Raw genomic sequence first — 14,665 nt, forward strand, 5'->3', positions numbered from 1 at the left:
TCAGATTTTCAGGCGGATGTTTTCGGGATCGACAAAGACGGTCCCCGTGATTTTCGCGGCAATGGTTCGCTCGGGCATCGGGATATAGACGGTCTCGCCCAGCCGGTCATGCCCACCCGCTACCAACGCCAGCGCGATCGGTTGCCCCACCGCGTCCGAATGATAGGACGAGGTCACATGCCCCACCATCGTCATAGGAACCGGCTGTTTTGGATCGAAGACGATCTGGGCGCCCTCTTCCAGTTTCGAGCGATCCTCGGTCAGAAGGCCGACAAGCTGCTTGCGGCCTCCGGCCACCAAATCGGGGCGGGCAAGGCCGCGCTTGCCGACGAAATCGGGCTTGTTCCTGCCAACGGCCCAGCCCATGCCTGCGTCATAGGGCGTCACAGTGCCGTCGGTGTCCTGACCGACGATGATGTAGCCCTTCTCGGCTCGCAGCACATGCATGGTTTCGGTGCCATAAGGCGTGATGCCGTATTGCTGCCCGGCATCCCACAGGATCTCCCAAAGCTTGCGGCCAAGGGGAGCGGGAACGTTCACTTCGAAGCCGACCTCGCCGGTGAAGCTGATGCGGAACAGGCGTGCGGGAATGTCCGCGACGGTGCATTCCGCGCAGGACATATGCGGGAACGCGGTATCCGTGAGTTCCAAGCCTTCGACCAGGGGTGCCAGCAGCTTGGCGGCATTGGGGCCGTTCAGTGCGATGGTCGACCATTGTTCTGTTGTCGAGGTCAGCCAGACATTCAGATCGGGCCATTCGGTCTGGAGGTAATCCTCCATCATGTTCAGCACCCGTGCCGCGCCGCCGGTGGTGGTGGTGACGTGGAAACGGTCCTCGGTGATGCGGCCGATGACGCCATCGTCGCGGATGTAGCCGTCATCACCCAAAAGCAGGCCATAGCGGCAACGTCCCGGCGCAAGCTTGGTCCAGGGGTTGGTATACATGCGGTTCATGAATTCGGCCGCATCGGGGCCGACGACTTCGATCTTGCCGAGCGTTGAAGCGTCGAAGATACCCAGGCTTGCACGCACCGCGCGGCATTCGCGGCTGACGGCGGCGTCCATATCCTCGCCCCGCTTGGGGAAATACCAGGCACGGCGCCACTGTCCGACGGGTTCGTAGACCGCCCCATGCGCCTCGGCCCAGGCATCGATCTGCGTCTTGCGGGTAACCTCGAAATGATCGCCACGGTGATAGCCCGCGAAGGCCCCGAAGGTCGTTGGTGTATAGGGCGGTCGGAAGGTGGTCAGACCGACCTCGGGCTGGCGTTTGCCAAGCGCGTCGGCGGCGATGTTGAGACCGTTGATGTTGGACATCTTGCCCTGGTCGGTCGCCATGCCATTGGTGGTGTAGCGCTTCACGTGCTCGATCGACCGCATGCCCTCACGCACGGCGAGGCGCAGGTCCTTGGCTGTGACATCGTTTTGATAGTCGACAAAAGCCCTGGCCTTGCCGGGATTGCGGTCAGTTGGCAGCTCGTTGTGCGAGACGCCGCTGCCTGTTCGATCATCGGTCACCGCGTAGGTAGCAGGAATGCCTGTCTTACCAAGAGCGGCAGCAATCTCGCGGCCACGTTCAGCGCCATCCTTCAACGCCGCCTCGACACCCCACAGCCCCCGTCCGGCCCCTGCAATCACGCAATCCTCGCGCGTTACCGCCGGCAGGAAAGTCGTACGGTCGTCGTCCCAGGCAATCTTGCCCTGCGTATGCGAAAAGAGATGCAACGATGGCGTCCAGCCACCCGACATCAGCACGGCGTCGCATTTGATCTCCTGGCCCGCGCCGACTGAACCACCGTTGACCGCGTTGACCCGGATCGAGCTGACGCGCAGACGCCCCGATGTGGCGGTCACTGTATGAGACAATCTGACAGGAATCCCGAGGGCGCGCGCCTCGTTCACCAGATCCTCGCGCACAATGGCGCGGGTATCGACGATCGCCCGAACGCGCGCACCGGCATCGTGAAGATCGAAAGCGGCATACCAGGCGCTGTCGTGGCTTGTCACGACGACCGGCGTATTGCCCACCTTGACACCATAGCGGTTCAGATAGGTCTGTGCCGCTCCCGCCAGCATCACACCCGGGCGGTCGTTGCCGTCGAAGACCAGCGGCTTCTCCAGCGCGCCCTGCGCCAACACGACCTGACGCGCCCGTACCCGCCACAGACGTTCGCGCGGCGTGTCCTTAGGCAGCGTTTCCAGGTGATCGGTCAGGCGCTCACACAGGCCGATCATGTTCTGATGGTAATAGGCGATGGCCGTGGTCCGCGTCATGATCCTGACGCCCAGATCCTTCAACGCCTTCAGTTCCGCGGACAGCCAGTCCCATGCGGGGCGTCCGCCGATCTGCACCTGAGGTTCGGACAGAAGTGTGCCGCCCGCTTCCGCGTTTTCGTCGACGACGACGACCTTCAGCCCATCGACTGCAGCCGCGCGCGCCGCCGCCAGGCCCGCGGGGCCTGCACCAACAACCAGCACGTCGCAATGCATATTGCGCGAGGCGTAAGTGTCAGGATCTTCCTCAGTCGGAGATACACCCAGACCGGCCGCTGCGCGAATGAAGGGCTCATAGACCTTGTTCCAGAAGCTCTTCGGCCACATGAAAGTCTTGTAGTAGAAGCCTGCCGAGAACAGCATATAGGCTGCATCATTGATTGCGCCCACGTCGAATTTCAAACTGGGATACTTGTTCTGCGAATTGGTTTCGAGCCCGTTCCATATCTCCTGCACGGTCGCGCGGGTGTTGGGCTCAAACCGGCCAGGTCCGCGGCGAGTGCCGATCAGCGCGTTGGGCTCCTCGGATCCTGCAGCCACTGCGCCACGCGGGCGATGATATTTGAATGACCGGCCCATCAGATGGACGCCATTCGCCAGGAGCGCGGACGCCACCGTGTCGCCTTTCAGGCCCCGATAGGTCTTGCCGTCGAAGGTGAAGGTGACAGGGCGTCCGGAGTCCACGCGGCCACGGCCGAAAACACGATACTGGTTCATTTCAGCACCTCGATACCGGCTGGCACACCGGGTAGTGAAGCAAGGTCAGGGCGAGGTTCGCCCGCCGGATAGGTTGTCAGAAACCGGTCGGTCACCGTGTCGCGCACCGCGTTGAAGTATCGGCCGCAACCATGCAGGTGCCGCCACCGTTCGTAATGCGGCCCTTTCACGTTGGTGCGGATGAAAAGATATTCCTTCCACTGATCATCAGTCTGGGACGAGGGATCCGGGGCGCGCACGATATGCGCCTCGCCGGCATAGGTGAATTCCGCCTCGGGCAAGGTTTCATTGCAGTAGGGGCAACGGATCAAAAGCATAGGTCAGGTCCCTCAGTGCGCCACAGCGGCAGCGGCAGCCTCGTCAATCAGGCGACCGCTACGGAAGCGTTCCAGCGTGAAAGGCGCGTTGATCGGATGAGGCTCGTTCTTGGCGATGGTCCAGGCAAAGGTATGCGCCGCACCTGGCGTGGCTTTGAACCCGCCCGTCCCCCAACCGCAATTGACATAGAGACCCTCGACCGGCGTCTTGCCCAGAATGGCCGAACGGTCCGGCGTCACATCGACGATGCCGCCCCATTTGCGCAGCATCCGCATCCGGTTGAAGATCGGAAAGATTTCGACGATCGCGGCGATTGTGTGCTCGATCAAAGGCAATCCGCCGCGCTGCGAATAGGACGTGTACTGGTCCGTCCCCGAGCCGATCACAAGCTCGCCCTTGTCGGACTGGCTGATGTAGGCGTGGACCGCGTTCGACATCACGACACAGGGGAAGATCGGCTTGACCGGTTCCGAAACCAATGCCTGAAGCGGGAAGCTTTCCAGCGGCAAACGGACGCCGGCAGTTTCCATGACGACCGAAGTGTGACCCGCCGCCGAAACGGCAACCTTCTTCGCCCTGATAAAACCCTTGGCGGTTTCTACGCCCGCGACGGACCCGTCAGCATTGCGCCTGATAGCGGTCACAGGGCAGTTCTGTATGATATCGACACCGCGAGCGGCAGCGCCGCGCGCATAGCCCCAGGCAACCGCATCGTGTCGTGCCGTGCCCGCGCGCTCCTGCAAGGCTCCACCCATCACCGGATAACGCGCATTGGGCGACAGGCTCAGGGGCGGGCAGAACTCCTTGCACTCTTCCGTGCTAAGCCAACGGTTATCGACGCCATTGAGGCGGTTCGCATGGATGTGGCGCTTGAAGCTTTGCACGTCATGCACCGTATGAGCCAGCATGAGGCAGCCTCGGCGCGAATACATGACGTTGTAATTAAGCTCCTGGCTCAGCCCCTCCCAAAGATCAACGGCGTGATCGAAGAGGCGAGCGCTTTCGTCATAGAGATAGTTGGAGCGAATGATCGTCGTGTTGCGGCCGGTGTTGCCGCCGCCCAGCCAACCCTTGTCGATCACCGCAACATTGGTGATGCCGTGCTGCTTTGCCAGATAGTATGCAGCCCCAAGACCATGGCCGCCCGCACCGACGATGACCACGTCATACTCGGCCTTCGGCTGGCTGTCGGGCCATTGCTCGGTCCAATGTTTGTGCCCTGTCAGGGCGTTCCTGAGAAGAGAAAATGCGCTAAAACGCGTCATGTCGCTGGTCGCCGCTCCCGAAGAATACACTGGACAGCGAGTATACTGACCTGCGTAACGGCTTCCGGGATTTTCGCGCCAGTTGACTTGAAGGAATGCGCCATGCGGACTGTCGCTTGGCGACCGTAAGACGACTGACGGCCGCAGGCCGGCTTGCCGACCGCTTCACCGTGCGCGTTATTTCATGAAGCGTAGTATTGTAACCAATCTTCGCTGTTCGACGAGCGTTGCCACCGATGCGGTAGCCGAATGGAAAGCCGCACTATGGCGGCACATAATAATGGGCTTACGCGTATGCCGGTCCGCGCGGCTCATCTTGCAGATCTTCGCCAACCTTCTGCGCTCTGCGGATCTCAAGCGGCGTGCAATTGAAGTGACGACGAAACATGCGGCTGAGGTGGGAGGAGTCGCAGAAGCCGCATTCGACTGCGATGGCTGCTACTGATTTTTGCGTGGTTTCGATCAGACGGCGAGCCAGCGAAAGTCGGACTCCGAGAAAAACGGTCTGGGGGGAATTGCCAAGTGCCGCTCGAAAATGTCTCTCCAACTGGCGTTTGCTGTTACCCATGCGGCGCGCGATATCGCCGATCGAAAGAGGACTATCGATATTCTGCTGCATGATCAGCAATGCGCGCTTCACCATCGGATCTTGCGTCTTCAGATCAATTGGAATGCCGGGCTGAGGTTTCTCCGGATGCAAAGCGTCGTCTATGATCATGATGTGCAAGCTCTTGCTCGCCTGTGCACGTCCAACATGTTTTTCGACGAGATAGGCGGCAAGATGCGCTGAACTTACGCCGCCTGAACACGTTAGGCGATTTCTGTCGATGACAAAAATCTGGTCGGAGACCGGCGTCAATCCGTCAAACTGCTCCAGAAAATCGGTGTGGTGAAACCAGCTTACGCAACACTTGTATCCGTCCATCAGGCCAGCACGGTGAAGAATGAACGCTCCCGTACATATGCCGACAAGTGGAACCCCGCTGGCGGCCGCTTTCTGCAGATATTGAATATAGCTTGCGCTGATGTTGGGTATTTCGTCGATCAATCCCCCGACAACGACGATATAATCGAACTTGGTAGGGTCACCCAGCCTTTCATTCGGTTGAACGGAAACGCCACAACTCGATTGAACCGCACTCATCGTGTCCGAGAGAATTGTCCACTCGCACATTATCGGCCGGCTTCGGTCACCTTCATCGGCTGCGAGCCTTAATACGTCAACGAAGTTGGCGAAGGCACACAATGTAAACCGTTTGGCCAAGACAAATCCCACAGAAAGGCGTGGCCCCTCGCCTCGCGCTCTGAGCGCTCTTGAAGCGACTGCGTAGGGTCGAGCCTCCTCTATCATTTCTAAGTTGCCCCTTTTGTTCTTTTGAAATGTCGTAGCGATAATCCTCGTTTGACGCAAACGTTCTGTGCCGCCACGACATTTGTCGCAATATTCCAGCCAAGTCCGTGAGGAGGTGCCTCACAAACCGTCAGAATGGCGCTTCGCATAGTCGTGAGTTCTGACTGTCAGGCTGAGATGGGGTCGGCGCGCCGGCCAGCCCCTGCGGCGGTATCCGGTTGCAAGGGCCTGAGGAGAGGCTTTGCCTGGAAGGCGAAACCGGGGAGAGGAATAGGCTGCGGTTCATGTCCCACTTTGTCGATAACGACATGCAGCCGGCGCTGTGGGACCAGAGGCGGCATCGACGAATATGGTGAGTTCGAATGTATCGTCTGCATACGCGGTCAGCTCTCGCTCATTCCCGAGCGTGCAGATGGCCGTGCCTCCGTCATGTCGCCAGATTCAGATGAACTAGAAACGGGAGAGAGAATGAAAGTCCTGATGCCAGTGAAGCGAGTGGTCCGGCATGAAGGATTCCAAGGTTATCGTCGCCATCAACAAGGACGAGAAGGCGCCGATCTTTCAGGCCGCAGACTACGGCATCGCCGGCGATCTCTTCGAGATCCTGCCGCAGCTCGCGCTATAGCATTTCATCTTTCCTGTTTGGCCAACCAGCGCGAACCATCCGAGAATAACTGATGACGACAATGATACTCAACATCGCCTGCAAATCGACACGGGGGATCGTAGCTGCAGTCTCCGGTTTTCTGGCTCAAAACGGCTGTAACATCACCGACAGTTCCCAATTCAATGATCTGGACACCGGTAAGTTCTTCATGCGGGTGTCGTTCATTTCCGAAGAGGGGGTCAGGCACGATGCTCTGACGGAGAACTTTGCTCCAGTGGCGCAGAGCTTCGGCATGGAATGGGGCATCGTCGACGCTGCAGAGCGGATGAAAGTAATGCTGATGGTCTCGCGCTTCGGCCATTGCCTGAACGATCTGCTCTATCGCTGGAAGATCGGCGCCCTACCGATCGACATCGTCGGCATCGTTTCCAACCATTTCGATTACCAAAAATTGGTCGTCAACAACGACATTCCCTTCCACCACATCAAGGTGACGCAGGAGAACAAGCCGCAGGCGGAAGCCAGGTTGCTGGATCTCGTCACGCAGACCAGGGCCGAACTCATCGTGCTCGCCCGGTACATGCAGGTCCTTTCCGATGAGCTCTGTGCAAAGATGTCGGGCAGGATCATCAACATCCATCATTCCTTCCTGCCGAGCTTCAAGGGCGCCAACCCTTACAAGCAGGCCTATGAGCGCGGCGTGAAGCTGATCCGTGCGACGGCTCACTACGTGACGGCCGATCTCGACGAAGGGCCGATCATCGAGCAGGACACGGTGCGCATCACCCACGCGCAGTCGCCCGAAGACTACGTGTCGCTCGGCCGGGACGTCGAAAGCCAGGTGCTGGCCCGCGCCATCCATGCGCATATTCATCGCCGCACTTTCATCAACGGCAATCGCACCGTGGTTTTTCCACCAAGCCCCGGCTCCTATGCTTCCGAACGGATGGGCTGACCATGATGAAGAGTGCTGAAATAATCGATGGGTCGGCTGGCCTTGCGGTGCTTCTCGTACGAGGCTACCACAACTTTCGTAGGCAGCTCCGATGGATCAAGGAACGTATTCGCAAGAGTCACCGGATATCGAGATGTATGGCAAGAACTGGATCCATATCGAATGCACTTAAGGTCCAGCCAGCTACGCTCAATTTCAATCTCGTTATAAGCAAAGAGGGGTAAAAAATGTCAGCGTTTCCCGAAAAAGCGAGGGTAGTCATCGTCGGGCTCGGAGGTATCGTCGGCGCGTCGATCGCTCACCATCTGATCGAACGCGGTTGGGACGACATCGTTGGCATCGATAAATCGGGTATCCCCACCGATATCGGATCCACGGCGCACGCCTCGGACTTTTGCTACACCACAAGTCACGACTATCTCTCGGTCTGGACCACCCAGTATTCGATCGATTTTTTTGAAAAGATGGGGCACTACGCTCGCATCGGCGGTCTGGAAGTCGCGCGCACCGGCGACGACGTCTGGATGGAAGAGATCAAGCGCAAGGTGACTTCGGCCAAAGCCTTCGGCACGCGCGCGCATCTCGTGACGCCCTCCGAAATCAAGAAGATGTTCCCGCTGATCGAAGAAGACCAGGTCATGGGAGGCATGTTCGATCCGGATGCCGGCCTCGTCATTCCGCGCTCCCAGACGGTCGCCGGCAAACTGGTCGATGCGGCTGAAAAGTCCGGCAAGTTGAAGGCCTTCGCCAATACGCCGGCCAAGTCGCTGCTTGTCGAGAACGGTCGTATCAAGGGTGTTGTCACCCACCGCGGCACGATCATGGCCGACCATGTCGTCGTCTGCGCCGGCATCTGGGGCCGCCTGATCGCCGAAATGGTCGGCGAGGATCTGCCGGTGATGCCGGTCGACCACCCGCTCACCTTCTTCGGCCCGTTCAACGAATTCGAAGGCACCGGCAAGGAGATCGGCTATCCGCTGCTGCGCGACCAGGGCAACTCTGCCTATATGCGCGACACTGGCGACCCGAAGACTACCGAAGGTGGCCAGATCGAGTGGGGCTATTACGAGGCAACCAACCCGCGCCTCTGCCATCCGCGTGATATTCTCGAAAAGCACGAAGCACGTCTTTCGCCCTCTCAGCGCGATCTGGAAATGGAGCAGATTCTCGAGCCGTTGGAACGCGCCATGGAACTGACGCCGATCCTCGGCGAACTCGGTTATAACGAAAGCCACTCCTTCAACGGCCTCCTGCAGGTGTCCGCCGCCGGCGGTCCCTCCTGCGGCGAGAGCCAGAAGGTGCGCGGCCTCTGGTACTGCGTGGCCATCTGGGTCAAGGATGGTCCCGGCTACGGCAAGCTGATTGCCGACTGGATGACCGACGGCCGCACTGAGATCGACCACGCCTCGATCGACTATTCCCGCTTCTATTCGCACCAGCTAGAAGAGAAATTCATCGAGGGCCGCTGTTTCGAGGCCGCCCAGAAGATCTACTTCCCGGCGATCCACCCGCGCGAACCTTATGCCACCGGTCGCAACGTCAAGCGCTCGCCCTTCTACGAGCGCGAGAAGGAGCTCGGCGGCTATTTCATGGAGCTTGGCGGTTGGGAGCGTGCCCACGGCTATGCCGCCAACGAGCACCTGCTTGAGAAATACGGCAATCAGGTCCCCGTTCGCGAAAATGAGTGGGACAACCGCCATTTCTGGCGCGTTTCCAATGCCGAACATCTGGCGATGAGCGAGGATTGCGGCATCGTCAACCTGTCGCATTTCTACATGTTCGATGTCGAAGGCCCGGACCATGTCGAACTGATGGAATGGGTCTGCGCCGCCAGGATCGGCGGTGATGCAAACATAGGCAAGGGCATCTACACCCACTTCCTTGACGACGAGGGCATGGTACGCGCCGACCTTACCGTCATCCGCATGACCGACTGCTGCCGCGTCATCGACGGAGCAGACGCCGGCCCGCGCGACTTCCACTACATCAAACGCATCGCCGAGGACAAAGGCTTCAATGTCACTGTCACCGACGTCTCGCAGAAGTATGTGACCATCGGCATCTGGGGCCCGAACGCGCGTGACAAGCTGAAGAAGGTCGTCGCCGATCCGGTGGGACTCGATCCGGAAAACTTTCCCTTCGCCGCGATTAAGCCGATCGAGATTGCCGGCAAGACGGTCACCGCCTTCCGCATCTCATATGTCGGCGAACAGGGCTGGGAACTGCACATGAGGTACGAGAACGGCCTCGCCGTCTGGGATGCGCTGCGCGCCACCGGCGTCATGGCCTTCGGCGTCGAGACCTATGCAAACTCGCGCCGCATGGAAAAGAGCCTGCGCCTTCAAAATGCGGATCTTCTCACCCAGTACAATCTCATCGAATGCGACCTCGCCCGCCCGAAGGTCAAGGAAGCCGACTTCCGCGGAAAGGCGAAACACCTTGAGTACAAGGCGCGCGACCATCAGCCGGCCATGCTCTGTACCCTCGTCATGACTGACAACACCGACAGCCAAGGTGTGAAACGCTACCCGGTCGGTAACCTGCCGGTGATGGACCCGGAAACCGGGAAGGTGCTGGTCGACGAACTCGGCCGCCGCTCCTATACGACGTCGATCGCCTATGGCCCGACGATCGGAAGGAACATCGCACTCGCCTACCTGCCTTGGGCCTATTGCCAGGAGGGCCGCAAGCTGAATGTCGAGTACTTTGCCGAGACCTACCCGGTCGAGGTTGTCGGCATCGGTTACAAACCGCTCTATGACCCTGAAAACCTGAAGCCAAGAAGCTAGTTCCGCCACAGAGCGGCCAGGTCTCGTCAGCGTCTTTGACGAAGGCGTGACCGGTTGCTCTCGCCTGTCAGTGCCTCGAAGTTCCGCCAGATTGTCGCGAACGTCCTATGTGAATCCAATGTACAGCAATACGAGTGACATGAGCGATGATCCACATTCGTTAATTTGCGAACGGTACTAACGCCAGCGGTGCGCACTTTGCGCACCGCTTCTTACTCGCCGACAAAACCAAAAAGACTTCCCACGGCTTCTTTGCAAAAAAAGGGGAACCGAATGGAATGGTTTTATAAATTCCCTCACATGAACGACGATACCTTGCGCAACCTGAAGAAGGGGATCGACGACGGCTTTCGGGCCTTTACCCGGGCATACGGCGATGTGATCGAAGGTCTTTTTTCGCCGTTGCAACATTTTCTGATCACTGCCGAACGCTTTATGACGCAGACGCCGTGGCCGATCATTATCCTCATTATCCTCGCAGTCGCATGGCTCGCGAGCCGTAGCGTGAAGATCGTCATAGGCTGCCTCGTGACGCTGCTGCTTATCGGCTACTTCGATATGTGGGACGATACGATGCGGACCGTCTCGATGATCTTCGTCTGTACAGTACTTTCCATCGCCATCGGCATTCCAATCGGCATTCTGATGTCGCGCTCCAATCATGTGCAGCGGATCGTCAATCCAATCCTCGACGTCATGCAGACCATGCCGAGTTTCGTCTATCTCATCCCAGTTGTCATGCTGCTCGGGATCGGCAAGGTCCCGGGACTCATTGCCGTCGTCATCTACGCAATCCCGCCTATGATCCGGCTGACCGACCTCGGCATCCGTCTCGTCGACAGAGATGTGCTGGAGGCAGCCGACGCCTTCGGAACATCGGATTGGCAAAAGCTGTTCAAGGTTCAGCTCCCGCTTGCCCTGCCTACCATTATGGCCGGCATCAACCAGACCATCATGATGGCGCTCGCAATGGTCGTCATCGCTTCGATGATAGGCGTCCAGGGCCTTGGTCAACCCGTACTGAAGGCAATCGCCAATCAATATTTTACGCTGGGCATTTTCAACGGCCTCGCCATCGTCGGCATTGCCATCATCTTCGACAGAGTGAGCCAGGCATACGGCAAAAGACTCCAGAAACATCGGGAGACCGTCCATGGCTGACCATCATTTTGGCGGCATCAAGATCCGCCACCTCTACAAGATCTTCGGCCCCAATCCCGCCGCTCACATCGAGGCGGTCCAGGACGGACTGACGAAGGCCGATCTCAATGAAAAGCACGGCCACGTGCTGGGCCTGAGGGATATCAATGTCGAGATCCCTTCTGGCCGTATCCAGGTCATCATGGGTCTTTCGGGTTCTGGAAAGTCAACGCTCATCCGGCATGTCAACCGGCTGATCGATCCGACCGCCGGTGAAGTGCTGGTCGATGGTGTTGATGTCGTCAAAATGAAGCAGATCGAACTTCGTGAGTTTCGTCGGCACCAGACTGCAATGGTATTTCAGAAGTTTGCGCTTCTTCCGCATCGCAACGTCCTCGACAACACCGTCTTCGGGCTGGAGGTACAAGGCATCGAGCGTTCAGAGGCTGTCGACGTCGCGATGCGTTGGCTGGAGCGCGTTGGGCTGAAGGGTTACGAGCAGAAATATCCCAATCAGCTCTCGGGCGGCATGCAGCAACGCGTCGGACTCGCGCGCGCCCTTTCGAATGATGCGCCTGTTCTTTTGATGGACGAGGCCTATTCCGCGCTCGATCCGTTGATCCGAATGGATATGCAGACCGTGCTTCTCGACATCCAGAAGGAAATAAAGAAAACGATCGTCTTCATCACACATGATCTGGACGAAGCGCTACGCCTGGGCGACCAGATTGCGATCCTGCGCGATGGCGAAGTCATCCAGCAAGGGACCAGTCAGGACATCGTCCTGCGTCCCGCAGACGATTACGTCGCCAACTTCGTCAAAGAGGTCAACAGGGGCCGTGTCATCCATGTTGATGCAGTGATGATGCCGTTGCCGCCGGCAGCGGTGCAGGGTGCGCGTACAATCAAGGCCGGAACAACCGTTGAAGAAGCGGTGCGGATGCTGTCCTCATCACAGGACGGTGAGGTCTATGTCGTCGCGCCAACAGGCAAACCGCTTGGAGTCGTGACTTTCGGCCACTTGGCAACGGCGATGGTCAGTGCGCGATAGCCCTCGGAGCATTTCTGGCTTCATGGACCAAGTCTGGGTCACCCGTGCAACCATTATCCGCGCATATGCCCTGCGATGAAGTGGAAAGATGCGTGAGATGATGGATCTTCCGGAACGGAAGAGGGTGGAATTCGACATTTTGATTGTAAGTGCGTGCCCCGCGGGTCTTCCGGAGGGGCAGGTATATCCGAATATATGACGCGAGAATTTGCACGGAATCTCCATGGATTCCGTGCCGCCATTGCCGCTCGCTCGAAGTGATGATTGTGCAGCTCGAATCAAAAGGTCCTGCCGGAGATCGCGCTTGCGGAGATCAATCCTGAGGTCCGCCGCATCGGCTGCCACGTGTGCGACCATTGCACGTGGTCGCAAATTGACAAAATTGCGGCCTTTTACCGGAAATTCCAGAAAGTGTAACCATTGTACGGTGAGTCTAAACATATGGCGCTGAAAATTATGGATAAATTTTTATACGTCATTTTCATCGATGCAAATTGACTGTCGTCAAAATCCAGAAGGCATGTCGTTTTTTGGAAAGTCATCCGTAAATTTATGCGGTTAGATAAAGACACTCAAGGTGCCGCTCTTAAGGAGGATCGGTATTGAGAAGCCCGGATAAGATCCGGCACTGCTCTCGCCACGGTGCTAGAGCAATTCCAGGAAAAGTGCGAAGCGGTTTTCCGGTTCGGAATTGCGTGAAACAAAGGGTTAGAGCGGTTCCTCTACTCCATGAAGCTGAACCGCTCTAGAGCAAGACACAGCAGTCTGGACGTAAGGTCTGGGAAGGTGCCGCGACAGGCCGGCGGCACATTCGTCAGCCCTGAAACCATCCTGGAGAAATGATCATCACTGGCTTCGGTGAGCGGCCGGAGAGTGTGCAATCTAGCGCGGTTTCGCGGGTTGTATGGTCTCCCGCACGCTTCCATAAAACTTGGATATCTGAGGAACTGGCATGGATATTCGCAGCGACGTGCTCCGCAAGCTCAAGAACCGGCGCGATGGTTACAGCCTCGAGCAGGCCTTCTACATCGATCCTGATTATTACAAGCTTGACCTGGAGACGATCTGGTATCGCGACTGGCTGTTCATCGGCCACGACTGCGAGATCCCCAAGTCTGGAAACTACTTCACCGTGCAGGTCGGCGACTATCCTGTCGTCGTCACCCGCGACCGCTCCGGCACCGTCCGCGCGCTGCACAATTCCTGCCGCCACCGCGGGTCGCGCGTATGCGCGCAGCATAAAGGCTCATCGGCAAAGCTTGTTTGCCCCTATCACCAGTGGACTTACGAACTTGACGGCAGCCTGCTCTTCGCCCGCCACATGGCCGAGGATTTCGACAAGAGCCAGCACGGCTTGAAGCCGATTCACTGCGAGACAATCGGCGGATACATTTTCATCTGTCTGGCAGACCAGGCGCCGGATTTCGCGCCATTCCTCACGACCGTTGAACCCTATCTTGCCCGCCACCGCCTCGGCGAGACCAAGGTTGCCTTCGAAAGCACCATCATCGAGAAGGGCAACTGGAAGCTTGTCTGGGAAAATAACCGCGAGTGCTACCACTGTGCTGCCAATCATCCGGAGCTCTGCCGCACCTATCCGGAAGCGCCGAGCGCGACCGGCGTGCAAGGCGCCAAGGACGACCCGGTGATTGCCGAGCACTGGGCTAAGTGCGAGGCCGCGGGACTGCCAAGCGAGTTCCGCATCTCGCCGACCGGCCAGTTCCGCGCCGCACGCATGCCGCTCATCCAGGAGGCCGAGAGCTACACCATGTCGGGTGCTCGCGCCGTCAAGCGTCCACTTTCTAACGAAGTGCAGCAAACCCAAATTGGCACGCTGTTGCTCTTTCACTATCCGACGACATGGAATCACGTGCTCGCTGACCACGCGATCACTTTCCGGGTATTGCCGCTCGGACCGGAGTTGACGCAGGTCACCACCAAATGGCTGGTCAATAAGGATGCGGTCGAGGGCATCGACTACCGTCTCGATGAACTCACGCACGTCTGGACCGAGACAAACGACCAGGACCGCCAAATCGTTGAGGAGAACGCCTTCGGCATCCGCTCGCCCGCTTATCAGCCTGGCCCCTATTCGCCGGAAGACGAGAACGGTGTCATGCAATTCGTCGAATGGTATTCCAACTTCATGATCGAGCGGCTCGACGGTTCGAAGCAGCCGCTCTCGCGGGTGGCCTGAC

At 58.4% G+C, this 14,665-nt stretch carries 9 protein-coding genes and 1 pseudogene; 6 read left to right on the top strand and 4 right to left on the bottom strand.

The features are described from left to right. From AAE029_RS13955 to AAE029_RS13970, 4 genes are all read right to left on the bottom strand, one after another. Complete coding sequence (locus AAE029_RS13955; RefSeq protein ID WP_371073450.1) at positions 1-2,991, bottom strand: sarcosine oxidase subunit alpha; 2,991 nt, start codon at positions 2,989-2,991, stop codon at positions 1-3. After that, on the bottom strand, positions 2,988-3,308 hold the full coding sequence (locus AAE029_RS13960; protein ID WP_371073451.1) for a sarcosine oxidase subunit delta: 321 nt from the start codon (positions 3,306-3,308) through the stop codon (positions 2,988-2,990). The genes AAE029_RS13955 and AAE029_RS13960 overlap by 4 nt, the downstream gene beginning before the upstream one ends. Before the next feature lie 12 nt (positions 3,309-3,320). Further along, positions 3,321-4,574 carry a sarcosine oxidase subunit beta family protein gene (locus AAE029_RS13965; RefSeq protein ID WP_371073452.1) on the bottom strand — a complete coding sequence of 418 codons (1,254 nt, stop codon included), beginning with the start codon at positions 4,572-4,574 and terminating at the stop codon, positions 3,321-3,323. A gap of 286 nt (positions 4,575-4,860) precedes the next feature. Next, a complete protein-coding gene (locus tag AAE029_RS13970) occupies positions 4,861-5,925 on the bottom strand; it encodes a GlxA family transcriptional regulator (RefSeq protein WP_371073453.1) in 1,065 nt (354 codons plus the stop codon). 499 nt (positions 5,926-6,424) lie between these two features. On the opposite strand from AAE029_RS13970, the pseudogene AAE029_RS13975 reads away from it, so the two are divergent. The 6 genes and pseudogenes from AAE029_RS13975 to AAE029_RS14000 all read left to right on the top strand — a co-directional run. Then, a pseudogene (locus AAE029_RS13975) lies at positions 6,425-6,550 on the top strand (electron transfer flavoprotein subunit alpha/FixB family protein); the annotation flags it as partial. Between the two features lie 52 nt (positions 6,551-6,602). Then, complete coding sequence (gene purU / locus AAE029_RS13980; RefSeq protein ID WP_371073454.1) at positions 6,603-7,487, top strand: formyltetrahydrofolate deformylase; 885 nt, start codon at positions 6,603-6,605, stop codon at positions 7,485-7,487. A 227-nt stretch (positions 7,488-7,714) separates the two neighbouring features. Next, positions 7,715-10,276 (top strand): FAD-dependent oxidoreductase, encoded by a 2,562-nt coding sequence (locus AAE029_RS13985; RefSeq protein ID WP_371073455.1) that lies wholly within the window; start codon positions 7,715-7,717, stop codon positions 10,274-10,276. A 273-nt stretch (positions 10,277-10,549) separates the two neighbouring features. Then, entirely contained in the window at positions 10,550-11,437 is an 888-nt protein-coding gene (locus AAE029_RS13990) for an ABC transporter permease (protein ID WP_371073456.1), read from the top strand. Further along, positions 11,430-12,467, top strand: coding sequence for a glycine betaine/L-proline ABC transporter ATP-binding protein (locus tag AAE029_RS13995; protein WP_371073457.1), 1,038 nt, complete (start codon positions 11,430-11,432; stop codon positions 12,465-12,467). The genes AAE029_RS13990 and AAE029_RS13995 overlap by 8 nt, the downstream gene beginning before the upstream one ends. Before the next feature lie 952 nt (positions 12,468-13,419). Beyond that, complete coding sequence (locus AAE029_RS14000; RefSeq protein WP_371073458.1) at positions 13,420-14,664, top strand: aromatic ring-hydroxylating dioxygenase subunit alpha; 1,245 nt, start codon at positions 13,420-13,422, stop codon at positions 14,662-14,664. Position 14,665: the final 1 nt, after the last annotated feature.

It is taken from the genome of Sinorhizobium sp. CB7, assembly GCF_041357635.1.
Lineage (GTDB): Bacteria > Pseudomonadota > Alphaproteobacteria > Rhizobiales > Rhizobiaceae > Rhizobium.